Annotated in this window: 20 protein-coding genes and 2 pseudogenes; 12 read left to right on the top strand and 10 right to left on the bottom strand. The window is 75.2% G+C overall.

Annotation, left to right across the window (positions count from 1 at the left end):
• Window positions 1-16 precede the first annotated feature (16 nt).
• The 10 genes and pseudogenes from KOV94_RS07785 (at window position 17) to KOV94_RS07825 (ending at window position 11,101) form a co-directional block, all read left to right on the top strand.
• Window positions 17-934: a PH domain-containing protein gene (locus KOV94_RS07785; protein WP_218051731.1), complete on the top strand. Its 918-nt coding sequence runs from the start codon at window positions 17-19 to the stop codon at window positions 932-934.
• 55 nt (window positions 935-989) lie between these two features.
• On the top strand, window positions 990-2,774 hold the full coding sequence (metG, locus tag KOV94_RS07790; RefSeq protein ID WP_218051732.1) for a methionine--tRNA ligase: 1,785 nt from the start codon (window positions 990-992) through the stop codon (window positions 2,772-2,774).
• 1 nt (window position 2,775) lies between these two features.
• A complete protein-coding gene (locus KOV94_RS07795) occupies window positions 2,776-3,726 on the top strand; it encodes a TatD family hydrolase (RefSeq protein WP_218051733.1) in 951 nt (316 codons plus the stop codon).
• Between the two features lie 181 nt (window positions 3,727-3,907).
• The gene (locus KOV94_RS07800; protein WP_235843508.1) at window positions 3,908-5,098 is read left to right on the top strand and encodes a resuscitation-promoting factor; all 1,191 of its coding nucleotides are present in this window, start codon (window positions 3,908-3,910) and stop codon (window positions 5,096-5,098) included.
• Between the two features lie 353 nt (window positions 5,099-5,451).
• Window positions 5,452-6,708: a resuscitation-promoting factor gene (locus KOV94_RS07805; RefSeq protein WP_308160433.1), complete on the top strand. Its 1,257-nt coding sequence runs from the start codon at window positions 5,452-5,454 to the stop codon at window positions 6,706-6,708.
• A 103-nt stretch (window positions 6,709-6,811) separates the two neighbouring features.
• On the top strand, window positions 6,812-7,765 hold the full coding sequence (gene rsmA / locus KOV94_RS07810; RefSeq protein ID WP_218051734.1) for a 16S rRNA (adenine(1518)-N(6)/adenine(1519)-N(6))-dimethyltransferase RsmA: 954 nt from the start codon (window positions 6,812-6,814) through the stop codon (window positions 7,763-7,765).
• Window positions 7,762-8,706, top strand: a complete 945-nt coding sequence (locus KOV94_RS07815) for a 4-(cytidine 5'-diphospho)-2-C-methyl-D-erythritol kinase (protein ID WP_218051735.1) — start codon at window positions 7,762-7,764, stop codon at window positions 8,704-8,706. Before rsmA ends, KOV94_RS07815 begins: the two co-directional genes overlap by 4 nt.
• A gap of 78 nt (window positions 8,707-8,784) precedes the next feature.
• Window positions 8,785-9,267: pseudogene (locus KOV94_RS21395) on the top strand (ATP-binding cassette domain-containing protein); the annotation flags it as partial.
• Window positions 9,268-9,420: 153 nt separating this feature from the next.
• Window positions 9,421-10,587: pseudogene (locus tag KOV94_RS21400) on the top strand (ATP-binding cassette domain-containing protein); the annotation flags it as partial.
• Between the two features lie 28 nt (window positions 10,588-10,615).
• A complete protein-coding gene (locus tag KOV94_RS07825) occupies window positions 10,616-11,101 on the top strand; it encodes a hypothetical protein (RefSeq protein ID WP_124343793.1) in 486 nt (161 codons plus the stop codon).
• Between the two features lie 12 nt (window positions 11,102-11,113).
• Here the strand turns inward: KOV94_RS07825 and KOV94_RS07830 are convergent, their stop codons facing one another.
• The 8 genes from KOV94_RS07830 to KOV94_RS07865 all read right to left on the bottom strand — a co-directional run bounded on the left by KOV94_RS07830 (window position 11,114) and on the right by KOV94_RS07865 (window position 20,873).
• A complete protein-coding gene (locus KOV94_RS07830; RefSeq protein WP_124343792.1) occupies window positions 11,114-11,629 on the bottom strand; it encodes a hypothetical protein in 516 nt (171 codons plus the stop codon).
• A gap of 95 nt (window positions 11,630-11,724) precedes the next feature.
• Window positions 11,725-12,348 carry a GNAT family N-acetyltransferase gene (locus tag KOV94_RS07835; protein WP_218051737.1) on the bottom strand — a complete coding sequence of 208 codons (624 nt, stop codon included), beginning with the start codon at window positions 12,346-12,348 and terminating at the stop codon, window positions 11,725-11,727.
• A complete protein-coding gene (locus KOV94_RS07840) occupies window positions 12,345-14,603 on the bottom strand; it encodes a penicillin acylase family protein (RefSeq protein WP_218051738.1) in 2,259 nt (752 codons plus the stop codon). Before KOV94_RS07840 ends, KOV94_RS07835 begins: the two co-directional genes overlap by 4 nt.
• 88 nt (window positions 14,604-14,691) lie before the next feature.
• Complete coding sequence (locus tag KOV94_RS07845) at window positions 14,692-16,563, bottom strand: IucA/IucC family protein (RefSeq protein WP_218051739.1); 1,872 nt, start codon at window positions 16,561-16,563, stop codon at window positions 14,692-14,694.
• Window positions 16,560-17,180 (bottom strand): GNAT family N-acetyltransferase, encoded by a 621-nt coding sequence (locus tag KOV94_RS07850; protein ID WP_124343788.1) that lies wholly within the window; start codon window positions 17,178-17,180, stop codon window positions 16,560-16,562. The genes KOV94_RS07845 and KOV94_RS07850 overlap by 4 nt, the downstream gene beginning before the upstream one ends.
• Window positions 17,177-18,520 (bottom strand): lysine N(6)-hydroxylase/L-ornithine N(5)-oxygenase family protein, encoded by a 1,344-nt coding sequence (locus KOV94_RS07855; protein ID WP_218051740.1) that lies wholly within the window; start codon window positions 18,518-18,520, stop codon window positions 17,177-17,179. The genes KOV94_RS07850 and KOV94_RS07855 overlap by 4 nt, the downstream gene beginning before the upstream one ends.
• Complete coding sequence (locus KOV94_RS07860) at window positions 18,517-19,977, bottom strand: pyridoxal phosphate-dependent decarboxylase family protein (protein WP_218051741.1); 1,461 nt, start codon at window positions 19,975-19,977, stop codon at window positions 18,517-18,519. Before KOV94_RS07860 ends, KOV94_RS07855 begins: the two co-directional genes overlap by 4 nt.
• A 194-nt stretch (window positions 19,978-20,171) precedes the next feature.
• Window positions 20,172-20,873, bottom strand: a complete 702-nt coding sequence (locus tag KOV94_RS07865; RefSeq protein ID WP_218051742.1) for a TetR/AcrR family transcriptional regulator — start codon at window positions 20,871-20,873, stop codon at window positions 20,172-20,174.
• Between the two features lie 93 nt (window positions 20,874-20,966).
• Here KOV94_RS07865 and KOV94_RS07870 point away from each other — a divergent pair, with 93 nt between their 5' ends.
• Entirely contained in the window at window positions 20,967-21,707 is a 741-nt protein-coding gene (locus KOV94_RS07870) for a DUF4386 domain-containing protein (protein WP_218051743.1), read from the top strand.
• A gap of 128 nt (window positions 21,708-21,835) precedes the next feature.
• Here KOV94_RS07870 and aztD read toward each other — a convergent pair whose 3' ends face one another.
• Complete coding sequence (gene aztD / locus KOV94_RS07875) at window positions 21,836-23,110, bottom strand: zinc metallochaperone AztD (protein ID WP_218051744.1); 1,275 nt, start codon at window positions 23,108-23,110, stop codon at window positions 21,836-21,838.
• A 245-nt stretch (window positions 23,111-23,355) separates the two neighbouring features.
• On the opposite strand from aztD, the gene KOV94_RS07880 reads away from it, so the two are divergent.
• Window positions 23,356-24,000, top strand: a complete 645-nt coding sequence (locus KOV94_RS07880) for a DUF6518 family protein (RefSeq protein ID WP_124343782.1) — start codon at window positions 23,356-23,358, stop codon at window positions 23,998-24,000.
• A gap of 114 nt (window positions 24,001-24,114) precedes the next feature.
• On the opposite strand, the gene KOV94_RS07885 is transcribed toward KOV94_RS07880, so the two are convergent.
• Complete coding sequence (locus KOV94_RS07885) at window positions 24,115-25,377, bottom strand: MFS transporter (RefSeq protein WP_218051745.1); 1,263 nt, start codon at window positions 25,375-25,377, stop codon at window positions 24,115-24,117.
• Between the last annotated feature and the right edge of the window lie 5 nt (window positions 25,378-25,382).

Below are 25,382 nucleotides of genomic sequence, written 5' to 3' on the forward strand. Positions count from 1 at the left end.
CGCCCCGCCGCACGCCATGACGACCCCCGACGCGATCGTCCGCAGCCACCGGAACATCCGGCGGTACGTGCTGCCGGGCGAGCGGGTCGTGTTCAGCGCCCGCTCCCACTGGGGCAAGCTCGCCGAGCCCGTCCTCACGACGTTCGGCGGCTTCGTGCTGCTCGCGTTCCTGCTCGTGCCCGGTGCGGGCATGGTCGTGGGGGAGCAGAACGCGGACTGGCTGTGGCTGCTGTTCCTGCTGCTGCTCGGCCGCCTCGGCTGGAAGGTCCTGGACTGGCGCAACGAGTGGTTCGTCGCGACCGACAAACGGATGCTCCTGCTGTACGGCCTGGTCACGCACAAGGTCGCGATGATGCCGCTCGTGAAGATCACCGACATGCGGTACTCGCGGTCGCTCGTCGGGCGCGTGCTCGGCTACGGGGAGTTCCTGCTCGAGTCCGCGGGCCAGGACCAGGCGATGCGACGCATCAACTGGGTCGCGCACCCCGACGCGACCTACCGCGAGCTGTGCGCCACGATCTTCACGCCCGGCAGCGCCGGCGCCCAGCCCGCCGCGCGGCAGCCGGGCTTCACCGCCGGGGGCTGGCCTGCGCAGCCGGGCGTGACCACGACCGCGGGCTGGCCCGCGGCGACCGGCGCGCCCGTCCCGACGGGCTGGCCGGTGCAGGGTCCGGTCCCGGCTCCCGTGCCGGCGCCGGTGCCGTCACCCGCGGCACCGTGGCAGCCCGTCCCCGGCGGTGCGACGGTGCCCCCGTCGCCCTCCGACCGGGCCGGTTCGCCCGCGCGCGAGCCCGCGTACCGGCCCGGCGACACGCAGCCGATCCGCATCCCGCCGGCCGCGCGCGACGACCGCGGCTGGGACGTGTCGGGCGACCGTGCGACGTTCGTGCCGGTCGAGGACGCCGAGGCGCGCGACCGCCTGTACGACGACTGACGCGTGCTCGGAACTGCGACGACCCGGTCCGACCCGCTCACCTAGGATCGGGCGCATGTCCCGCATCCTGTCGGCCGTCGCGTGGCCCTACGCGAACGGCCCCCGCCACATCGGTCACGTCGCCGGCTTCGGCGTCCCGTCGGACGTCTTCTCCCGCTACATGCGGATGGCGGGCCACGACGTGCTCATGGTGTCGGGCACGGACGAGCACGGGACGCCGATCCTCGTGCAGGCGGAGAAGGAGGGCGTGAGCCCGCAGGCGCTCGCGGACCGCTACAACCGGGTCATCGTCGAGGACCTCGCGCAGCTCGGCCTGTCGTACGACCTGTTCACGCGGACGACGACGCGCAACCACTACGCGGTCGTGCAGGAGATGTTCCGCACGGTGCACAAGAACGGGTACATGGTCGAGCAGCAGACCATGGGTGCGATCAGCCCGAGCACGGGCCGCACGCTGCCGGACCGCTACATCGAGGGCACGTGCCCGATCTGCGGCTACGACGGCGCGCGCGGCGACCAGTGCGACAACTGCGGCAACCAGCTCGATGCGATCGACCTCATCAACCCGAAGAGCCGGATCAACGGCGAGACCCCGAAGTTCGTCGAGTCGACGCACTTCTTCCTCGACCTGCCCGCGTTCGCCCAGGCGCTCGAGCAGTGGCTGAGCACGCGGCAGGGCTGGCGCCCGAACGTCCTGAACTTCAGCCTCAACCTCATCGACGACATGCGTCCGCGTGCGATGACGCGGGACATCGACTGGGGCATCCCGGTGCCGCTGCCGGGCTGGGAGGAGAATCCGAACAAGCGCCTGTACGTCTGGTTCGACGCGGTCATCGGGTACCTTTCGGCGTCGATCGAGTGGGCACGCCGGTCGGGCGACCCGGAGGCGTGGCGCGGCTGGTGGAACGACCCCGAGGCCCTGTCGTACTACTTCATGGGCAAGGACAACATCACGTTCCACTCGCAGATCTGGCCCGCGGAGCTCATGGGCTACGACGGTCGCGGGTCGAAGGGCGGCGAGCCCGGCGTCTACGGCAACCTCCAGCTGCCGACGGAGGTCGTCTCCAGCGAGTACCTCAACGTCGCGGGCGAGCAGTTCAGCACGTCGCGCGGGGTCGTCATCCTGGTCCGCGACATGCTGTCCCGCTACCAGCCGGACGCGCTGCGCTACTACCTGTCGGTCGCGGGCCCGGAGACGCAGGACGCCGACTTCACGTGGGCGGACTTCAAGCGCCGCACGAACGACGAGCTCGTCGCGGGCTGGGGCAACCTGGTGAACCGGACCGCGAACATGATCCACACGAACTTCGGCGCGATCCCCGAGGCGGGCGCGCTGCAGCCGGTGGACGAGGCGCTGCGCGCGACGACGGCGGCCGGGTTCGGCACGGTCGGGAAGCTGCTCGGCGAGCACCGCAACCGGGCCGCGATCGGCGAGGCGATGCGCGTCGTGCAGGAGGCGAACCGGTACCTGTCGGAGACCGAGCCGTGGAAGCTCAAGGCCGACCGCGAGCGTCTCGGCACCGTCCTGCACACGGCCGCGCAGGCCGTCGCGGACGCCAACACGATGCTCGCGCCGTTCCTGCCGTTCGCCGCGCAGAAGGTGCACGAGACGCTCGGCGGGTCGGGCACGCTCGCGCCCATGCCGCGGATCGACGAGGTCGAGGACCTCGACGACGCGTCGCGCTCGTACCCGATCATCACGGGCGACTACGCGGCGACCCCGCGGTGGGCCTCGGTGCCGCTGGTCCCGGGCGCGGCGGTCGACAAGCCGGTGCCGGTCTTCACGAAGCTCGACGACGCGATCGTCGAGGAGGAGATCGCGCGCGCCGAGCAGGCCTGACGTGGCACGCACGCGCGACCGCGGCTGGCCTCCGCCGCCGGAGCCGCTGCCGCTGCCGGTCGTCGACAACCACACGCACCTCGAGTCGGTGCTGGGGTGGGTGGCCGACGGCTGGCAGCGGGCCGCGGACGGCGCGGCGGTCGACGACGCCCCCGCGCCGACGCTCGACGAGCACCTGGCGCGGGCCGCGGCCGTCGGTGTGGACCGGATGGTGCAGGTGGGCTGCGACTACGAGTCGGTCGTGCTGACGGCCGACCTCGTGCAGGCGCACCCCGCGCTGCTCGGGGCCGTCGCGATCCACCCGAACGAGGCCGTGCTGCACGCGGGTGTCCGGGAGGTCGCGCCCGACGGGCTCACGCCGGACCCGCGGTCCGTGCACGAGGACGTCCCGCTCGACGAGGCGCTCGCGCGCGTGGCGGCGGTCGCGCGCGCGACGCCGCGGGTGCGGGCGATCGGGGAGACCGGGCTCGACTTCTTCCGTGCCGGCCCGCGGGGTCGCGAGGTGCAGCGCGAGGCGTTCCGGGCGCACGTCGCGCTGGCCAAGGAGCTCGGCCTGGCCCTGCAGATCCACGACCGGGACGCGCACGCCGAGGTCGTCGAGGTCCTGCTCGCGGACGGTGCGCCCGAGCGGACGGTGTTCCACTGCTTCTCGGGCGACGCGGGGCTGGCGCGCCTGGCGGTGTCGCACGGCTGGTTCCTGTCGTTCGCGGGGCCGGTGTCCTTCGGTGCGAACGACGACCTGCGCGCGGCGCTGCGCGAGGTCCCGCCCGGGCTGCTGCTGGTCGAGACCGACGCGCCGTACCTCACGGTGCACCCGTTCCGGGGCCGGCCGAACGCGCCGTACCTGCTGCCGGGCACGGTCCGCACGGTCGCCGAGGTCACGGGCCGGTCGCTCGAGGACGTGTGCGCGGGCGTCTCGGCGACGGCGGAGCAGGTCTACGGTCCCTGGTGACCCCGGGGTCGTGTCGTCACGGGCGGTGCGCGCGCACGTCGGCGGGCGTCCGGGGTCCGGCCGTGGGTGGTCGGCCGGGTCACGGATCGGTTACGGTCGGACAGGCGTCCACGTCGGCCGCCGCAGGGTGGTCCGCGAGGGTCGCCCGAGCCGTCCCCTCCCGGCCCGAAGGACTCACCGCGTGCGCCCTGCCCACCCGCCCGTGACCGCTGCGCGGTCGCGCGCGCTGCCCGCCCTGGCGCGGGCGGTGGTGCTGGCGCTCGTCGTCGGCGTGACCAGCGCGTTCGCGGTGCTGCACAAGGAGGTCACGCTCGACGTCGACGGTCGGTCGGTCGAGGTGCAGGCGTTCGGCCGGACGGTCGCGGACGTGCTCGAGGGCAGCGACGTGCAGGTCGGCGAGCGCGACCTCGTGGCACCCGGGCTCGGGGACCCGATCGCGCGCGGCGGGCAGATCGTCGTGCGGCACGGTCACGAGCTCCAGGTCGAGGTCGACGGCGAGGAGCGGACGGTCTGGAGCACGGCGCTCACCGTGGGTGAGGCCGTCGACGGTCTCGGCCTCCGCGACGGCGAGGTGCGGCTGTCGGCGTCCCGCAGCTCGGCGCTCGAGCGCGGCGACGTGCTCCGCGTCTCCACCCTCAAGACGATCCACCTCGTCGTCGACGGCCAGGTCATCGACGGCCTGAGCAGCGCCGCGGTCGTGCGTGACGCGCTCAAGGACGTCGGCCTCGTGCTGAACGAGGGCGACAAGGTGTCGGTGCCGCTCGACGCCACCGCGGTCGACGGCCTCGTCGTGCTGGTCACGCGGGCCGGCACGGGCGGTGAGACGCTCACCGAGGCGATGCCGTTCGAGACGCAGGAGGTCGAGGACGCGACGCTCGTCAAGGGCAACAAGGTCGTCAAGACCAAGGGCCGTGCGGGCGTGCGCACCACGACGTACGAGCTGCAGGTCGTGGGCGGCGTCGTGGTGGGCCGGACGCCGATCACGTCGGTGGTCACCACCCCGCCGGTGACGCAGGTCGTGCGCGTCGGGACCGCGGAGCTGCCCGACCCGTCGTCGATCGTCGTGGACCCGGGCTCGGCGCAGGCGCTCGGCAAGGAGATGGCGGCGGCTCGCGGCTGGGGCGACGACCAGTTCGCGTGCCTCCTCGCGCTGTGGAACAAGGAGAGCCGCTGGCGCGTCAACGCCGAGAACAGGTCGTCGGGGGCGTACGGCATCCCGCAGGCGCTGCCCGGTTCGAAGATGGCGACGGTCGGCGCGGACTGGCAGACGAACCCCGCGACGCAGATCACCTGGGGTCTCAACTACATCAGCGCCCGGTACGGCACGCCGTGCGGCGCGTGGGCGCACAGCCAGGCCAAGGGCTGGTACTGACCCTCGGGGCCGCACGGCTCTGACCTGCGGCGACGTCGAGGTGTGACCTCTTTCACCCCTGTCGCACCCCGGCACGGGGTTGGAGATCTGTCACGGTTCCGTTACGGTCGCGTGTCGGTCCTGCCCGTCCGGGCCTCCGTGTGCATCCGACGCACGGCGGTCGTGACGGCGGCGCGGGACCCGCCCGACGGCTCGGACAGCAGCCGTCACGACGGCCGGATCGGGGATCCGGGACCGGTGGGGACGGCCTGAGGGTCGCCCTCCCGCGTGCGCCACGTGCCACGCGCCCACCGGGTGCCCTGCGAGGGCGCGACCTGGACCCCGTGCCCGGGCACGACGACGGCTGGAGCCCCGTGACCTTCACGACCCGATTCCGCAGTCCCTTCGCGCGCACCAGCGCCGAGTCCCCCCAGACCCCGGGGGACGAGACCCCGACCGCCACCGACCGTCAGGGCGCCGCGACGAAGGGCCTCCGGTCCGGTCGTCGACTGGTCCCGCTCGTCGCCGCCGCCACGGTCATCCTCGTGGGGGGCGCGACCGCCGGCTACGCCCACGCGAACAAGGCCGTGACGCTCGACGTCGACGGCGAGGTCGTGCGCGTCACGACGTTCGCCGGCTCCGTCGACGGGCTGCTCGCCGAGCACGGCGTCCAGCTCGGCGAGCGTGACGTCGTCACGCCGAGCGGTGCGCTCACCGAGGGCACCGACGTCGTCGTGCGCCACGCGCGCCAGGTGACCGTCTCCCTCGACGGCACCGAGAAGCCGGTGTGGACCACCGCGATCACCGCCGACGAGGCGCTCGACACGCTCGCGTCCCGCGCGAGCGACGTCGCCCTCGTCGCGTCCCGCTCCGCCGCCGGCGGCCGCCCCGAGCTCGCGCTCGACCTGACGCTGCACGGCTCCGCCGACGTCCTCGTCGACGGTCAGACGCTGCAGACCCCGGACGGGGACGCACGCGTCGCGCAGGTCCTCGGCGAGCTCGGCATCACGCTCAACCCGCTCGACCGGGTCTCCGTCCGCCAGTCGCCCGAGGGGCGCGTGCAGGTCGTCGTGAACCGCGTCGCCGTGCAGGAGGTCGCCTCGACGCACGCGGTGCCGTTCGCGTCGAGCACGCAGGAGGACGCGACCCTCTACACCGGCCAGCGCAAGGTCGCCGTCGCGGGCGTCGCGGGCGTGCGCACGCTCGTCGAGCGCGTCACGACGGTCGACGGCGTCGAGACGGCCCGCGAGACCGTGTCGGACCAGATCACGCAGGCGCCGGTCGACGAGATCGTCAAGACCGGCACCAAGGCCCGCCCGGCGCCCGCGCCCAAGGCGACGTCGTCCGGCTCGACGGCCGCCGCCGGCCCGATCACGGCGGGCGGCAGCGCCGACTCGCTCAACTGGGCCGCGCTCGCGAAGTGCGAGTCCGGCGGCAACCCGTCGGCCGTGTCGTCGACGGGCAAGTACCACGGGCTCTACCAGTTCTCGGTGGCGACGTGGCAGGCGGTCGGCGGCGCCGGCCTCCCGTCCCAGGCCAGCCCCGACGAGCAGACCGCGCGCGCGAAGATGCTGTACAACCGCTCCGGTGCGGGCCAGTGGCCCCACTGCGGGAAGTACCTGTTCTCCTGACGCGCTCCTGACGCGCACCTGACGCCGCGCGTCCCGACGCCCGCCGCCCCGCCCGGGGTCGGCGGGCGTCGGCGTCCCCGCGCGAGCGCCTAGGCTCTTCGCCATGTCGACCTCGCTGCTCGGGCCCGCGGAGATCCGGGCGCTCGCCGAGCGCGCCGGGGTGCGACCCACCAAGACCCTCGGGCAGAACTTCGTGCTCGACGCGGGCACGGTCCGCAAGATCGTGCGGCAGGCGGACGTCGGGCCGGGCGAGCGTGTCGTCGAGGTCGGCCCCGGGCTCGGGTCGCTGACGCTCGGGCTGCTCGAGGCGGACGCGGACGTCGTCGCGGTCGAGATCGACCCGGTCCTCGCGCGACTGCTGCCCGGCACGGTCGCGGAGCACGTGCCAGGGCTCACGGTGGCGCAGGCCGACGACGTGGACGGCTCGCCCGTCGTCGTGCTGCGCGACGCGGACGGCCGTGACCGCCTGACGGTCGTGCTGCGCGACGCCCTCGAGGTGCGCGAGCTCCCCGGGAAGCCGCCGGTCGCGCTCGTCGCCAACCTCCCGTACAACGTGTCCGTCCCCGTGCTGCTCACGTTCCTCGAGCGGTTCGACTCCCTCGAGCGCGCGCTGGTCATGGTGCAGGCCGAGGTCGCCGACCGCCTGGCCGCACCGCCCGGCAGCCGCACGTACGGCGTGCCGTCGGCGAAGGCCGCCTGGTACACGCACGCGCGCCGCACGGCGACGGTCGGCCGCAGCGTGTTCTGGCCCGTGCCGAACGTCGACTCCGCGCTGGTCCGGCTGGACCGCCGCGAGCCGCCGAGCACGACCGCGGCCCGCGAGGAGGTGTTCGCGGTCGTCGACGCGGCGTTCGCGCAGCGGCGCAAGATGCTGCGCCCGGCCCTCGCGTCGCTCGCCGGGTCGGCCGACGCCGCGCAGGCCGCACTCGTCGCCGCGGGCGTGGACCCGCAGGCCCGGGGCGAGCGGCTCGACATCGAGGCGTTCGCGCGCATCGCCGAGCAGCTCGCGTCCCCCGCGGGCGCGGGTCCTGGCGGACCTGGCACAGTGGAGCCGTGACGCTGACCCCCGTGGCCCCGCTGCCCGAGCACGAGGTCAGGGTCCGCGCGCCCGGGAAGATCAACCTCTCGCTGCGCGTCGGGCCGCGCGACGAGGACGGCTACCACCCGCTGTCGACGGTGTTCCAGGCGGTCGGCGTCTTCGAGGAGGTCGTCGCGACGCCGTCGGAAACGTTCGAGCTCACGGTGAGCGGACCGCAGGCGGAGGTCGTGCCGACCGACGACGGCAACCTCGCGCTCCGGGCCGCGCGCCTGCTCGCGGAGCGCGTCGGGATCGACACGGGCGTCCACCTGCACGTCGTCAAGGACGTCCCCGTCGCCGGCGGCATGGCGGGCGGCTCGGCCGACGCCGCCGCCGCGCTCGTCGCGTGCGACGCGCTGTGGCGGACCGGCCTGAGCCGCGACGACCTGCTGGACCTGGCCGCGAACCTCGGGTCCGACGTGCCGTTCTCGCTGACCGGACACACCGCCGTCGGGTCCGGTCGCGGGCACCTGCTCACGCCGGCCCTCACGCGCGGCGAGTTCCACTGGGCGTTCGCCGTGCAGCACCGCGGCCTGTCGACGCCCGCCGTGTACCGCGCGTTCGACGAGCTGCACGGGCACGACGCCCTCGCCGAGCCGGACCCCGAGGCCGACGTGCCGCTCATGCAGGCGCTGCGGGCCGGCGACGCCCGCGCTCTCGGTGCCGCGCTCCACAACGACCTGCAGATGGCGGCCCTCGAGCTCGACCCCGGGCTCGCCGAGCCGCTGGCCGTCGCCGAGGACGCGGGGGCGCTCGGCGTCGTCGTGTCCGGGTCCGGCCCGACGGTCGCCGCGCTCGCGCGCAGCCGCCAGCACGCGCTCGTCCTCGCGGCCGCGTTCACGGCGTCAGGCGTCGCGGACCGCGTGCTCACGGCGGCCGGTCCGGTCGCGGGTGCGCGCGTGGTGTCGGCGACGGACTGACCGGCGTCGTCGCGCCCGCGGAGGCCTGACCAGCGCGGTCGTCGTGCGGCCTGGGGCGACGGGTAGCCTGTCGCCTCGATGGCTCACCTGCTCGGCGCGGACCGCGTCACCCTCACGCTCGGCACGCGCACGCTCCTCGACGAGGTCAGCCTCGGCCTGGACGACGGCCAGCGCATCGGCGTCGTCGGCCCCAACGGCGCCGGCAAGTCCACCCTGCTGCGCGTCCTCGCCGGCCTCCAGGAGCCCGACGCGGGACGCGTCACGCGCGCGGGCGGTGCGCGGGTCGCCGTGCTCGACCAGCGTGACGACCTGCCGCCCGGCACCGTCCTCGACGCGGTGCACGGGTCCGCCGACGCGCACGAGTGGGCGTCGGACGCCCGCATCCGCGCCGTGCACGCGGGCCTGCTGTCCGACGTCGGCCTCGACGCCGACGTGTCGTCGCTGTCCGGCGGGCAGCGCCGTCGGGTCGCGCTCGCGGCGCTGCTGGTCCGCGACGACGAGGTGCTCGTGCTCGACGAGCCGACCAACCACCTCGACGTCGAGGGCGTCGCGTGGCTCGCCGCGCACCTCGTCGAGCGGTACGCGCGCGGCTCCGGCGCGCTCGTCGTCGTGACGCACGACCGCTGGTTCCTCGACGCCGTCTGCACGCGCACCTGGGAGGTGCACGACGGCGGCGTCGACCAGTACGACGGCGGGTACGCCGCCTACGTGCTCGCGCGCGCGGAGCGTGCCCGGACCGCGGCGACCACCGAGGAGAAGCGGCAGAACCTGCTGCGCAAGGAGCTCGCGTGGCTGCGCCGCGGCGCACCCGCCCGCACGTCGAAGCCGCGGTTCCGCATCGACGCCGCGAACGCGCTCATCGCCGACGAGCCGCCGCCGCGCGACCGCATGGAGCTCGCCCGGATGGCGACGGCCCGGCTCGGCAAGGACGTGCTCGACGTCGAGGACGTGACGCTCGCGTTCGGCGACAAGGTCCTGCTCGACGACGTGACGTGGCGGCTCGGCCCAGGCGACCGGATCGGCGTCGTCGGCGTCAACGGCGCCGGCAAGACGACGCTGCTGCGCCTGCTCGCCGGGCGGCTCGCGCCCACGTCCGGGCGGGTCAAGCGCGGCAAGACCGTCGCGGTCGCCGAGCTGCGGCAGGACGTCGAGGACCTCGACGAGCTCGCGGACCTGCGCGTCGTCGAGGTCGTCGAGCGCGAGAAGCGGTCGATCGTCGTCGGCGGCAAGGAGCTCACCGCGTCGCAGCTCGTCGAACGGCTCGGCTTCCCGCGCGACCGCGCGCGCACCCCGGTCCGCGACCTGTCCGGTGGCGAGCGGCGGCGCCTGCAGCTGCTGCGGCTGCTGGTCGGCGAGCCCAACGTCCTGCTGCTCGACGAGCCGACCAACGACCTCGACACCGACACGCTCGCCGCGCTCGAGGACCTGCTCGACGGCTGGCCCGGCACGCTCGTCGTCGTCTCGCACGACCGGTACCTGCTCGAGCGCGTGTGCGACCGGCAGGTCGCGCTGCTCGGCGACGCGAAGCTCCGCGACCTGCCCGGCGGCGTCGAGCAGTACCTCGAGCTGCGCCACGCGGCCGGTGAGGCGCAGCCGCCCGCGGCTGTGTCGCCTGCCGCCGACACCGCTGTGCCGGGCGACGCCGTCGTGGCCGCAGGCACCACGCAGGCCGAGGTGCGCGCCGCGCGCAAGGAGATCGCGCGCATCGAGCGCCGCCTGTCGCGCATCGCCGACCTCGAGAAGGACCTGCACGACAAGATGGCCGCGCAGGCGACGGACCACCAGGCCGTGCTCGCGCTCGACGCGGAGCTGCGCACGCTCGCGGCCGAGAAGGACGAGCTCGAGGCCGCCTGGCTCGAGGCCGCGGAGGTCGCGGGCTAGGGCGTCCGGCGGCGCGAGGGTCGGGGACGTGCTGGCGACACCCGGTGTCGGCACGGTGCTGAGGCAGGGCGACGGCATGATGTGGGCCATGGGTCTGCTCACCGAGTACTTCGTCGCTCCGACCGACGAGGCCGCAGCCTCGGTCCACTCGGACTCGATCCCGGCGCACGCCGTCGACGGCGGTGGCATCGAGCCGGTCGTGCACCTGGGGACCCTCGAGGAGCTGCTCACCGGCAGGACGTTCGAGGAGGTCCTCGACGACGCACCGACGTCACCGGTCGCCGACCGTCACGGAGGGGAGGAGCTCGTCGTCCGGCTCACGGACGCGCTGACGCGAGCCCTCGCCGACGTGAGCGACGGCCGCCTCGACGAGGTCGCCGTCTCCTGGTCCGAGACCGACGAGCTGGAGGGCGCGGACCCCGCCGACCTGGCTGCGTTCGCCCGAGCGCTCTCCGCACTCGCGCGCCGGGCGCGCGCCGAGGGGGCGCATCTCTACTGCTGGCTGAGCCTCTGACTGCAGCGGATCTCAAGCGCCCAGCAGGTTCGACGCAGCCACTGCCGTCGCTGCCCCCACCACGAGCAGCAGCGTGCCGAGCATCGTGCAGATGCGGCCCGGGGAGAGGCCCGCCAGCACCTGCCGCACGGTGCCGAGGAACGTGCCGAGCTGTTCGAGCGTGGCGCCCGCCGGCAGCATCCCGCCGACCGCGGACTGCGGCTTGTCGGGGTCCGGTGAGATGTGCGGTCCGGGTGCGATCGCGAACGCGTCGGACCGGACAGCCTCCGCCGTGAGCAGTCCGACCCCGACGCCGACGAGCAGCGCCCCGACCGCGACCGCCGCGCCGATGCCGTACATCGCGAGCGCTCGGTCCGCCGACGTCCCGGCGACGACGACCGCGACCGACGCCGCGACGACGAAGCCCACGCCACCCGCGACGCTCCACCACCGCACCGACCGCAGCGCGCTCGCGCGGTCGTGCAGCGGCGCCCACGTGACCGCCCCGAGGTGCGGCTGCTGCTCCGGCTCGCTCGACGTCCCGGCCATGGCGAGGTCCCCCCGATCCTCGTGCGCCCGACCGGTCCAGCGTCCGCCCCTCGGGCGCGCGCGACAAGGATGATCCTCGGGCGCCGGTCGCGCGCTCAGGCCCCGGCGGTCGTGGGGCGCACCTCCGCCCAGCGCTCGCGCGTGAGGAACGCGAGCTGTGCGCGCTTGGTCGGGAGGTCGACGACGGGTCCGAGCACGAAGCCCTGGCGGGTGGCGCGTGACACCGCCCGGTCGTTGCGCGCGTCGGGCTCGATGACGACGCGACGTGCGGCCGGCGGTTGGAAGAGCGCGTCGAGCACCGCGCCCATGAGCAGCGTCGAGAAGCGCGGGGTCGGGCGGCCGCGCGCGCCGAGCAGGAAGTGCAGGCCGAGGTCGCCGGGCTGGACGTCGTAGGCCTCGCCGACGGGGTCGTGCTCGGGCTCGTACGTCTGCAGCAGCGCGACGGGCAGGCCGTCGCGGCGCAGCAGGAACGCGTGGTGGCTCGGCAGGCCGTCGACGAACGCGTACGTGTCGCGCAGCTCGGTGCGGCTCAGCCCGCCGAGGCCCCAGAACCCGGTGTGCGGCTGCGTGACCCAGGCGTGCACGGTGTCGAGGTCGCCGTCGGGGTCGAGGACCGTCGTCGTGAGGACGCCCAGGCCGGGCACGTCGCGCTCGTCGACGACCGTGCCGCGCGGGCCCGAGCGCAGGCGCGCGCCCGTCGTGGGGGCGGTGGTGGTCATGGCAGGTCCTCCCGGTGCAGCCGGTCCCAGTCGGTGACGACCTCGGTCGTGCGGGCGTCGAGCCACGCGTCGAGCTGGTCGAGGGCGTGCGGGTCGCCGGGCACGCCGCTCGCGCCGAAGGGGACGTTCCAGCGGCTGCGCTCGCGGTCGGCCAGGTCCCACACGTAGCGCGCGACCGAGCCGCGCCACGAGCGGTGCGTGACGCCGGGGGTCGACGACGTCGAGCGCACGCACTCCGTGTCGCCGCCGACGCCGGCGTCCACCCTGAACGGGGACGCGCACCCCGGGACCTCGTCGAGCACGTGCAGGGGGTGCAGGCGGTGCAGGTCCGCCCAGGTCGCGGCCTCGTCGTCGGCCGCGGTGCCGTCCGTCCGGGGGGCGTGCGCCTCGGCGATGACGTCCTCGAGCGCGGCACGGGCCAGGCCCGGTCCGTCGAGGCGCAGCCGGTCCGGGTCGGCGCAGTCGGCGTCGAGCAGCGCGGGCAGCGCGTCCGCGACCCGCGCAGGTACGACGAACCACGGCGCCAGGACCGGGCCGGCGCCCGCGTCGTCGTGCAGGGCAGCGAGCGACGGGTGCGCGGCGACGCGTCGGACGAGGGCCGACCGCCAGCGCGCGAAGTCGGCCGCGCTTGGGCTGTCGGCCGCCATCTCCCGATCCCATGCCAGGAGCCGGTCGCGCAGCCGGCGTGCGTCGGCCGACAGGTCCACGGCGTCGGCCGACCGGTCCGCATCGGCGGGCGGGAGGTGCGCGAGGAGACGCGCCGCGCCGTCGTGCCGCACGTCGCCGTGCACGCGCGCGGTGCTCGCCGCGGTCGCGGGCTCGTCGCGGGTCGCGTCGAGCAGCGTGCGGATGCGACGGGCCCGCTGCGGCGGCGCGTAGAGGGCGCCCAGGTCGTGGTCCGCGTGCGCGGGGCGCTCGTTGGCGTCGACCGCGACGTCCGTGACGGGCTCGGGGTCGACGGGCGACACCCAGCGCGGCGGGCGCCCGGCGTCGGACCATGCGTCGTGGGGGCGGTGCCGCAGGCCCGCGTCGCGGTCGGGGACCCGTCCGGCGACGACGCGCAGGACCGTGCCGTGCCGGTCCCCGACGAGCACGCGGTTGACCGGGTCGACCCAGTCCCGCAGCACGCCGGCGACCTCGTGCGCGGTGCGCACGTGCAGCAGCCGACGCAGGCACCCGACGCCCGCGTCCGCCGTCGCGCGCACGGGGAACCGCACGGACCACGCGTCGCGCTCGACCACGTCGTCGCCGGTGACGGCACCGCGTCCACCGGGAGGTGCGGCACGCACGACGTCGGCGACCTCGCGCGCGGGACCGTCGTCGGGACGTTCCCGCCACAGCAGCGGACCGCGCGCGGTCTCGCCGACCAGCACGGGGACGTCGGCGCCGCCGCGGACGCGGATCGACTCGGTGTGCACCGACGCGGGCTCCCAGCCGTCCGGCCCTCGCGCCCGCCACCCGTCGGACGACCGGCGCAGGCGCTCCCGGAACACCTCGACGTGGTGCGCCATCGCGTTCGTCACGCCCCACGCGACGTCGCCGGTGTGCGCGACGTGCGGGACCCCGGGAACTCCGGGGAAGGCCAGCCCGACGACGTCGACGCCGGGGCACGCGAGCCGGACCTGCTGGTAGACGCCCGGCAGCTCGAGCAGCCGGTGCGGGTCACCCGCGACGAGCGGGAGGCCGCTCGCGGTGCGCGACCCGTGCAGCGCCCACGCGTTGCTGCCGCCCGAGCCGGGGTCGCCCGCGCCGCCCGCGGCGTCGAACAGGCCGACGGCGTCGTCGCCGAGCGCGTGCGCGACGTGGTCGTTCCACAGCAGCCGCGGGAACGTCGAGAACAGCACGTGCGCGACGAGCAGCATTCCGACCGGTCCCCACGCGGGCCACGGCTCGCGCGTGGTGGTGCCGCCGAGGTGCGCGTCGAGCGCCTCGACCTCCGCGACCGGGCGCCCGCGCAGGCCGTCGTCGATCCCGCGGACGTACGCGGCCAGCCACGCGCGGTCGTCCTCGGGCAGCGCGTCGTGCACCCGGCGCGCGGTGTCGGCGATGCGCAGGCGACGCGCGAGCACGTCCCAGTCGACGCCCGCGGGTCCGAGGCGCTCGGCGAGCCGACCCTGCGCGCGCCACAGGTCGACCTCGACCTGCCACGCGCGGTCGACGGCCGTCACGAGGCCCTGGCCGTAGGCGAGGCCGAGCTCGTCGTCGGCGCGGACGTGCGGCACGCCCCACGCGTCACGGAACACCTCGACCGTCATGCGCCCACCCTGCTGCGGGCCCGAGCGGTCGCGCACGTCGTCACGCACGCGCGGGCGCGCGTCGCCGGGGACGCGGACGCGCACGCCGTCATGCGTCGCGCCGCCGGGCGACCGGGTTGGCGAGCGTGCCCGCGTAGATGAGCGAGCCCGACGGGTCGGTCAGGTCGACCATCTGCGCGGTGTTGCGCAGCTGCAGCCGGTTGAGGCACGAGTGCGCGAAGCGCCGGGCGCGCAGGTCGACGCGTCGGTGCAGGTCGGGGTGGCGTGCGGCGTGCGCGTCGATCACGTCCGCCACGAGGCCCCAGAACGCCCGCTCGTCGAGCAGCCCGTCGGTGTCGAGGATCGCGGCGAGGTGCCGCAGGAACCCGTCGAACACGTCGGTGAAGACGGCGAGCGCGGCCTCGTCGGCGTCCACTGGGTGCCGCACGCGCGCGACCTCGTCGGGCAGGGGCCGGTCGGTGAGGACGACGACCTCCTCGCCGATGTCCTTGAGGAACGCGCCGACCGGCACGTGCGCGTCGAGGTCGAGGATGACGTTCTCGCCGTGCGGCATGAACGCGAGGTCGTGCGCGAGCAGGCAGTGCACGAGCGGCGTGAGGTAGACGTCGAGGTAGCGCCGCACCCACGCGGTCGCGTCGAGCCCGGACGCGGCGACGAGCGCGCCGACGTAGGACGCGCCGTCCGCGTCGCGGTGCAGCAGCGACGCCATGGTCGCGAGCGCGTGCCCGGCCGGGACGAGCGGGACGGGGCTCTCGCGCCACAGCGCGGCGACCATCTTGCGGTGCGCGTTGGGCTGCGGCGTGCGGTGGTACGCGTCGCCGGTGTACCCGATCGCGACGCGCTCGCGCAGCACGCGGAACCCGAGGGCGCCCAGCACGGGGTCACCCGCGACGAGGTCCGCGACCCAGTCGTTGATCGCCGGCGTCGCCGCCATGTACGCGGGCGACAGGCCGCGCAGGAAGCCCATGTTCTGGATCGCGAGCGCGACCTTGACGTAGTGCAGCGACGGGTCGGACACGTTGAGCAGCGTGCGGATCGACTGCTGCGGCAGGTAGTCGTCGTCGCCCGTGCCCAGGAGGACGAGGTCGCGGCGGGCGACGTCGGGCGCGAACGTGATCGCGAGCCGGTGCTCCCACTGCCACGGGTGCACGGGCAGCCAGCGGTAGCCGGCCGGGTCGAGGCCCAGGTCGCGGAGCTGCGCGTGGAAACGCGCGATCGTCGCGCCGCCCAGCTCGGCGAGGTAGAAGTCGTCCTCGTCGAGCCCGTCGCCCAGCGCGAGGTGGCTCACGTCGCGCCGCACCGCGAGCCAGACGAGCCGCACGGGCCGGCCCGCCTCGGGCGCGTAGGCGGCGTGGTCGCCGACGCCGAAGCCGATGCGGCCGTTGTTCGCGACGAACGACGGGTGCCCCTCGGTCATCGCGGCCTCGACGTCCCACAGCGGTGCGCCGACGAGGTCGCCGGCCGACGGGCCGCCGTGGTGGGCCTTGAACGCGCCGCTCGCGAGGGTCGACGCGAGCTCCTCCAGGTACACCGCGAGCAGGTGGTCGGGGATGCGCAGCAGCGGCTGCAGCTCGAGGACCAGCGCCATCGCGTCGAGGGCCGCGGGCTCGCCGTCGACGTCGCGCGTGAGGCTCGCCTCGTCGAGCGCCCAGTGCTCGAGCGACAGGCGACGCGCGCGGAACCGGTACACGACGCGGCCGTGGTCGAGGACGACGCGGTAGTCGTGCGGGTCGCGCTCGTCGTCGACGGGCCCCGAGGGCTCCAGATGCTCGGCGGGAGCGGTGGCCGTCGCCGCGGCCTCCTCCAGGACAGGCGCGAGCAGCCGCTCGTGCGCGAGCTCCGACAGGGCCTTCGCGACGAGGTGCCGCTGCGCGACGGCCATGGCCTCGGGTCGCAGGTGCGCGGCGGTGCTCAGGACGGGCGCGTGCCCGGTGCCCGGACGTTCGGTGGTGGCGGTCATCGCAGGGTCCTTCCCAGGGGGCTCGCGGCGAGGTCGGCGCGCGTGCAGACGGACAGCAGCGCGCGCTTGCCGGGAAGGTCGACCTCCCGCAGCACGCGGAACCCGGCGGCCGCGTTCTTCGCGGCGATGCGGGTGTTGGTGACGTCGGGCTCGACGACGACGCGCGTCGCGCCGAGGTCGTCGAGCACGAACCGCACGACCTCGCGCATGACGGCCGAGGTCAGGCCGTGCACGGGGGCGCCGGTCGGCGGCGCGACGAGCAGGTGCATACCCACGTCGCCGGGCTCGGCGTCGTGGACCGCGGTGAGCAGCACGTGCGCGGGGTCGTACGTCTCGACGAGGAACGTCGGCTCCCCGTCGACGCGCCCCAGCCAGGCCTGCTGGTGCGGGTCGGCCGCGAGGTCGTCGAGGTACGCGCGCAGCTCGTCGACGGTCAGGTGGCCCATCTCCCACGCCGTGGACCGCGGGTGCGTGAGCCACGCGTGCAGGCGCGGGAGGTGGGCGATCACGTCGAGCGGCTCGAGCGTGACGACCGGCGACGGCGACCCGGCGGTCGTCGCCTGAGACCCGGCCGGTACGTCCGCCGCGACGGCCACGGGCGTGCCGGGCGCGCTCATCGCGCGCCCCCGACCAGCGCGTCGGCGTCCTCGGCGGACGCGACCCGCTGCGCGTCGGCGGGCACCCCGAACTCCTGGAACGCGATGCGGCGCTCGCGCGGGTAGACCTCGCGCCCGACGACGGCCTCGAGGATCGCCGACGACCGCCACGCGCCGAACCCGAGGTCGGGCGCGGTGACGCCGTGCGTGTGCTCCTCGCCGTTCTGCACGAACACGCGCCCGCGCCCGCCGTCGACGGAGTAGTCGCGCGCGACCGCGAACCGCCCGCGCTCGTCGAGGTCGAGGCGGTCGAGCACGGGGTCGAGGAACGCGGGGACCTGCGCGGCGTACCCGGTCGCGAGGACCAGCGCGTCGGTCGTCCGCTCGTGCTCGGCGTCGAGCTGCCCGTGCCGCAGCCGCAGCGTGAACCGCTCGCCGTCCCACCGCGCGCCGACGACCTCGGTGTCCGTGAGGAGCGTCGTCGGGACGGGTCCGGCGGCGCTCTTGCGGTAGAGCGTGTCGTAGATGTCGTCGACGAGCGCCGCGCTGATGCCCTTCGACAGCGCGCGCTGCTCGCGCCCGACCCGGTCGCGCACGTCCGGCGGGAGGCCGTGGAAGTGGTCCGTGTACTCCGGGGACGTCATCTCGAGCGTGAGCTTCGTGTACTCCATCGGGAAGAACCGCGGTGAGCGCGTGACCCAGTCGAGCCGGTAGCCGCACCGGTCGACGTCCTGGAGCAGGTCGCGGTAGATCTCGGCCGCCGACTGCCCGCTGCCGACGACGGTCACGCTGCGCGCCGCCTGCAGCGACGCCCGGGACGGCAGGTAGTCGGCGCTGTGCACGACAGGCCCGCCGAGGTCCCGCAGCGCGGACGGGACGACCGGCTGCGTGCCGACGCCGAGCACGACGTGCCGCGTCCGGTACGTCTCGACGCCGCCGTCGGGCCGCTGGGCGCGTACGAGGTAGTCGTCGCCGTCGGCCTCGACGTGCACGACCGTCCGCCCCCAGCGCAGCGTCGGCAGCTGGTCGGCGACCCACCGGCAGTACGCGTCGTACTCGGCGCGCAGCGGGTAGAACGACTCGCGGACGTAGAAGGGGTAGAGCCGCCCGGTGGCCTTGAGCCAGGCGAGGAACGAGAAGCGCGACGTCGGGTCTGCCATGGTCACGAGGTCGGCGAGGAACGGGACCTGGATCGTCGCGCCCTCGAGCATCATCCCGTGGTGCCACGCGAAGCCGTCGCGGCCGTCGAGGAAGACCGCGTCGAGCCCGAGCGGGTCGGCGAGCGCGGCGAGGCCCAGGTTGAACGGGCCGATGCCGATGCCGACGAGGTCGTGCGTGCGGGTCTGCTCGGCGGCGGTCATCGCGCCACCGCCGCCGCGTCCGCGACCAGGTCGTCGCCCTCGACGAGCGCGGCACCGGCCGCGCGCACGAGCTCGAGCACGCCGGCGACGTCGTCGAGCGTCGTGTCGGGGTTGAGCAGCGTGAGCTTGAGGCACGGCCGCCCGTCGACCACGGTCTTGGCGACGAGCGCGCGTCCCGAGCCGAACAGCGCGGCGCGGACCTGCGGGACGAGGGCGTCGGCCTGCGCGTCCGGGACCCCGGCGGGCTGGTACCGGAACAGGACGGTCGACAGCTGCGAGCGCCCGACGAGGACCAGGTCGTCGTCCTCGTCGACCCACCGGTGCGCGGTGGCGGCGAGGTCCAGCACCTCGTCGAACATCGCCCCGAGCCGGTCGGCGCCGAGCGCGCGCAGCGTCGTCCAGAGCTTGAGCGCGTCGAACCGGCGCGTCGTCTGGAGCGACTTGTCGACCTGGTTCGGCTCGTCGCTGTCCTCGGGGTTGAGGTAGTCGGCGTGCCACGCGACGGGCGCGAGGTCGGCGGGGTCGCGGACGAGGAGCGCGCTCGACGACACCGGCTGGAAGAAGCTCTTGTGGAAGTCGACGGTGACGGAGCGGGCGCGCTCGACGCCGTCGAGCAGGTGCCGGCGCGTGGGGGAGACGAGCAGCCCGCAGCCGTAGGCGGCGTCGACGTGCAGCCAGGTGCCGTCCTGCGCGCACGCGTCGGCGATCGGTGCGAGCGGGTCGATGCAGCCGCGGTCGGTCGTGCCCGCGGTCGCGACGACCGCCATGGGCACGTCGCCCGCGGCGCGGATCGCGGCGAGCGTGGCCGCGACGCCGTCGGACCGCAGCCGCCCGAGCGCGTCGACGGGGGCGGTGACGACGGCCTCGGTCGCGAGGCCCAGCAGGAGCGCGGCCTTCTGGACGCTGAAGTGGCTCGACGTGCTGGCGACGACGCGCAGCCGCGGCAGGATGGCGCCACGGTCGGCGACGCCGGCGAGCGCGTGCTCGCGCGCCAGCAGCAGCCCCTGCAGGTTCGACTGCGTGCCGCCCGACGTGAAGATCCCGTCCCCGGCGGCGAAGCCGATGCGGCGCGCGGTCCAGTCGACGACGCTGCGCTCGACGAACGTCCCGACCCCCGACTGGTCGAAGGTGTCGACCGACGGGTTGACGGCGGCGAGCACGGCCTCGGTCGCGACGGCGGGGAGCACGACGGGGCAGTTGAGGTGGGCCGCGTAGGTCGGCAGGTGGAACCACACCGCGTGCTCGAGGACGAGGTCGTCGACCTCGCGCAGCGCCGCGGGCGTGCCGATCGCCGGCCCGTCGAGGTCGACGGCGTCGACGAGCGACCGCAGCTGGGCGGGCGTCGCGCCGGAGTACGGCTGGGTGGTGGTCCGCAGGCGTGCGGCGATCCGGTCGACGGTGGTGTGGACCGTCTCGGCGTAGTGGTCGGCGGTGCGGGACGACAGCAGCTCGCGCACGCGAGGCCCCCCTGGGGTCGACGAAGTGGAGCACTCCGCCGGTGAGGTGATCCTTACCCAGCGAAGGCTCGCCTAACCTAACCGGGCTCACGCTCGCGTCAAGCCGCGCGCCGAGGCGTGGACGATCCCGGCGAGTCGGACGGGCGTCCGGATGGGAGGGCCGGGGCGCGCGTGCGGACCCGCGACGGCGCAGGTCAGGGGGTGCGGCGAGCAGCGCGCGCGGTCGTCGACGTCCACCCGTCGCGGTGCAGCCGCTCGATCCCGTCGAGCAGCAGGTCGAGCGAGAACTCGAACTCGAACCGGTCGTCGCAGCCGGCCTCGACGACGCTGCCGCGATCGTGCGACGCCGCGCTCGCGACCGCGACGACGTGCGGGAACGCGGCGACGAACATCGCGGCGGTCTCCTCGTCGAGCGGCGTGCCCGCGGCCGTCGACTCGGTGTGCAGCTCCTGGCTGAACCCCAGTGCACGGCTGCCGAGCGTGTGCATGACGTGGTGCGTGAGGTCGGTCGTGAGGCCGCCGCGCAGCAGGATCGCGATGGTCGCGTCGAGGTGGCCGAGGATGACCGGTGTCGGCGCCTCCTGCGCCTCGAGCACGCGGCGGGCCCACGGGTGCCGGAGCAGCGCGGCGCGCGCGTCGAGGATGCGCGTGCGCAGCGCGTCCTTCCACGGCAGGTCGGGGTCGGTCGCCGGGATCTCGCCGACGACGCGGTCGACCATCGCGTCGAGCAGCTCGTCCTTGTGCGCGACGTGCTTGTAGAGCGCCATCGGCACGACGCCGAGCTCCTGCGCGAGCCGCCGCATGCTCACGGCGTCGACGCCCTCGGCGTCGGCCAGGTCGACAGCGGCGTCCAGCACGCGGTCGCGTGTGAGCGGCGCGCGTCGCTCGTCCGCCATTCAGGTCACCTCCTTGACCGGTGTACACCGTACACCTATGGTCGGCAGACATCAGGTGTACGCCGTACACCTCCTCGACCCAGGAGTACCGCCATGAAGCCCAGCCGTGGGAACGCCGTCGTCGTCGGCGCCTTCTTCGTCCTCGCCGCCGTCGCCGCCGTCGCGGGGCTCGTTCTCTACCAGCCCGCGCTGAGCGACCCGGGGTACGTGCTCAGCGCCGGGGCCGACACCCAGGTCCTGCTCGGCGGCTTCCTCGAGGTTGTCCTCGCGGTGTCCTGCATCGGGACGGCCGTCACGATCTACCCCGTGATCCGGCGGCACGCGCCCGCGGCCTCGATCGCGTACGTCGCAGGTCGCCTGCTCGAGGCCGCCGTCATCTGCGTCGGCATCGTCGCGACGCTCGCGCTCGTCACGCTGCGCCAGGATCGCGCCGCGGGCGTCGAGGGGACCGCCGACGACGGTGCGCTCGTCGCCGTCGCGCACGGACTCGTCGCCGTGCACGACTGGACGTTCCTCCTCGGGCCTGGGCTCGTGATCGGTCTCAACACCCTCGTGCTCGCGGCCGTCGTCCACCGCGCGCGCCTCGTCCCGCGCGCGATCACGGTGCTCGGTCTCGTCGGCGGCCCGCTCGTCTTCCTGTCCTCGACGCTCGTGCTGTTCGGGGCGTACGCGCAGGTCTCGCCGGTCGCGATGGCCGCTGCGATCCCCGTCACCGCCTGGGAGATGAGCCTCGCGGTCTACCTGATCGTCAAGGGCTACCGCACCCCCGTGCAGCCGCCGGCCGCGAGCGACGTCGTCGACGCGGGCCGGCGCCCGGTCGCGCTGCCCGCCTGACCGACCCGCGCCCGGCGCGCCGGACCGGCCCTCGCGGCCCCTCCGGTTCGTCGCCGGGCCCCACGACTCACCGGTGCCCGCGCGGGTCACCCCACCGCGCGGGCACCGGGAGAGTCGGAGGGGCGGCGTCAGTGCGCGTGCCGCCCCGCCGCCGACGTCAGCTCGTTCGGCGTGACGTCGAGCTCGGCCGACCGCCACACCTCACCGGTCGCGACGTCGACCGCGAGCACCCTGTTCGTCGCCGGGTCCGTGACGTAGGCGGTCCGGTCGAGGACGTGCAGCGTCGGGCGCGGCTCCTGCCACTCGTCGGGCTCGGTCCACGCGTCGATCAGCGGGATCGAGCGCGTGAGCGTCCCGGCCTCGGGGTCGATCACGTGCAGCGACCCGTCGGTGCCGAGGACCAGCGCCTCGCCGTCGTGGCCGCGGCCGAGCGAGCGGAAGGTGTACGACGCGGGCAGGTCGACCAGGCGCAGCGACGCGGTGCGGGTGTCGACGAGCGACACGCGCGTCGGCCGCTCGAGCTCGGCGTCGGGGTCGGACTTGTAGTCGCCGAGCACCACGGCCGACTCCTCGCTGCCCGCCTGGTTGCCGATGCGCCCGTACGCGTCGGGGCTCGCGACCTTGGTGATCGTGTCCTCGCCGACGACGACGAGGCCGTCCTGGCAGCCCACGACGACCACCTCGTCCGCGGCGACCGCCTCGCCGTGCACGCCGGGGCACGCGTCGGTCGCGGCGACCTCGGCGTCGTCGGCGTCGAGCAGCCGCACGCCGCTGCGCTCCTCCTCGGTGCCGTCGGACACGACGAGCGCGTCGTCCCCGCGCAGCACCGCGACGCCGTGGTGCGGCGACGGGGTCGTGTACGTGCGGGTCACGGCGTCCTCGCCGCCCGCGACGTCGTGCACGTCGAGCACCGTCACCTCGCCGGTGCCGTCGTCGAATAGCGCGACGCGGTCGTCGTGCACGACGACGTGCCCCGGCTTCTCGGCGGCGTAGGTGACGTCGGTGAGGGCCGGGTCGGCGGTCCAGTAGTGGGCGTGGTCGCCGTGCTCCTCGGCCCAGGTGCCCGCGTCGAGCACCTGGAAGCCCGCGTCGGTCGACACCATCACGTGGCGACCGTCGCCGGCGGGGTTGACGCGCAGGAAGCCGTCCTTCTCGATGCGGTCGACGGTCTCGAGCGTGTCCGCGTCGAGCACGAGCAGGCCGCCGTCGTACGTGACGACGAGGCGTGGCTGGTAGGTCGCGGCCTCGGCGGCGTCGCTCGACGGGGTGCTCCCGGTCGCGGTGGACGCGGGGGTCGCGTCCTCGGCGGTGCCGGCGCACGCGGCGAGCAGGAGGAGGGGGAGCGCGGCGGCGGCCGCGCGGGTCGCGCCGCGGAGGCGGGGGCGGGTGTGGGTCTGGGTCATGAGGTCGTCAGGTGCCGCGCGGCGGCACCGGCTCCTTCCTGGTCGTGGCGCGACGCGGCTGCGTCACGAGCAGGACCGTAGCAGACGATGACTATCGTTCTCATTAAGGCGCCGAGGGGCCCGAGGGTCGACCTACGGGCGCACACGACGTCGTCGACCCGTCCGACCACGGGCCGACGTGATCGCGGCACACCCCTCCCGCGGACCGACGCGACGCACCCGTGCGCGGACCTAGCGTCGGGGCCGTGACCAGCACCGTCGACGTCCCCGGCGTCGCCCCCGCGCGCCGCACCACCGCGACCCTCGCCGTCCTCGGGCTCGCCGCGGTGCTCGGGCTCGCCTGGGGTGCCGCCACGTCCTTCCTCCAGACGGTCCTGCCCGCCCCGTTCGCCGGGCTCGCGAACGCCGTGTCCCCGTGGCTCGTCGTGCCGTTCCTCGTCGGCGCCCGCGCGCGGACCCGGCCCGTCGCCGTCGTCGCGGGTCTGCTCGCGTGCGTCCTGCAGGTCGTCGGCTACTACGTCACCGCGGACCTTCGGGGCTTCGGGCTCTCGCTCACGTCGATCGCCGAGTGGATCGTGACCGGCGTCGTCGGCGGGCCGGTCTTCGGGCTCGCCGGCCACCTCTGGCGCACCGCGACGGGACGCCTGCGCGGGCTCGGCGAGGCGCTGCTCGTCGCGGTCTGGGTGACCGAGTCCGTGGTCTCGTACGGCATCCGGCTGCACTACGTGGGCGACGCCCTCGTCTTCGGGTCGATCGCCGTCGCGCTGCTCGTCACCGTCGGACGCCGACCCGGGCCGCTGCGCGCGACGCTCCGGTGGCTCGCGGTCACGGTGCCCGCCGGCGTCGCCGGGATGCTCGCGCTCGACCCGCTGCTGCGCGTCGTCGGCTGACACGCGGCCGCGCGGCACCGACCTGCCCTCGCGGCGGCCGGCGCCCTGACGCCGGCCCGGCCCCGCGCCGGCAGGCCGCGCGCTCGCGCGCCCTCGCGCTCGAGCCGTGCGCCGTCAGGCCGTCCGACGCACGGTGCGCAGCGCGAGCTGCGCCGCCACGGCCATCGTGAGGATCGAGCCGAGCACCACCATGAGCGGCGCCTGCCACCCGCCCGACGCCGCGTGCACCGCGCCGAGCACGCTCGGGCCCGCGGCGCCGCACGCGTACCCGAAGCTCTGGACGGCGGCGGACATGCGCCGCGCCGCGCGCTGCGACCCCGCGGTCTGCGCCACGACCGTGAAGATCACCGCGAAGTTGCCGCCCTGCGCGACGCCCGCGAGCGTGCACCACACGCCCCACGCGCCGGGCGCGAGCACGAGCCCGATGGGCAGCGTGACCCACCCGAGCGCGATCGCGAGCGACACCACCCGCATCGGCACGTGCCGTGACAGCGCGATCGGCACCGCCACGCCGCCGACCATCCCGAACAGCTGGAACAGCGCCGCCGCACCGCCGGACGCGGTCGGGTCCATGCCGGTGCCGTCGTGCAGGACGGTCGGCAGCCACGCGCTCACGGCGTAGTACCCGAACGCCTGGCCGGCGAACGAGATCGCGAGCAGCCACGTCACCGGCCGGCGCAGGGCGTCCGGCACCGCGCGGCCCGCGTGCGCGCGCCCCGTCCCCGCCGCGTCGTCGCCCGACCCGGCCGCCGGTGCCTCGTCGTCGCCCGCAGCCCCCGCCGCCCGGACCCGGGGATCGGCACGCCGGCCGTACGCGCGCCGCCACACCACCAGCCCCACGACCGCCAGCCCGCCCCACGACGCCAGCGCCCAGCGCCACCCGACGAGCGACGCGAGCGGCTCGGTCAGGGTCGTGGTGAGCACGCTGCCCGCGTTGAGCGCCGCGGTGTACAGCCCCGTCGCCCGGGGGACCGCCGACGGGAAGTCGCGGCCGATCACGACCGGCACCGCGACGTTCCCCGCGGTGATCGCGACCCCGATCAGCACCGTCCCGACGAGCGCCGTGCCGAACCCGTCGACGGACCGCAGGACCGTCCCGACCAGCACCGTCACGAGCGACGCCGTCACGACACGCGTCGTGCCCTGCCGCGCGAGCAGGACGGCCACGAGGGGCGTCGCGAGCGCGAAGCACAGCACCGGCACACCCGTGAGCAGGCCCACGCCGGCCGCGGACAGGCCCAGGTCGGCCTGGACGTCGTCGACGACGGGAGCGAGCGCGGTGATGGGTGCGCGCAGGTTGAGCGCGTACAGCAGGACCGCGGCGAGCAGGAGCCCGCGCGCACCGTCCGCGGCAGCCCGCCGAGCCGCCGCCGTCATGCCCT

Origin of the sequence: Cellulomonas algicola, assembly GCF_019024305.1 — a bacterium.
Taxonomy (GTDB): domain Bacteria; phylum Actinomycetota; class Actinomycetes; order Actinomycetales; family Cellulomonadaceae; genus Cellulomonas; species Cellulomonas algicola.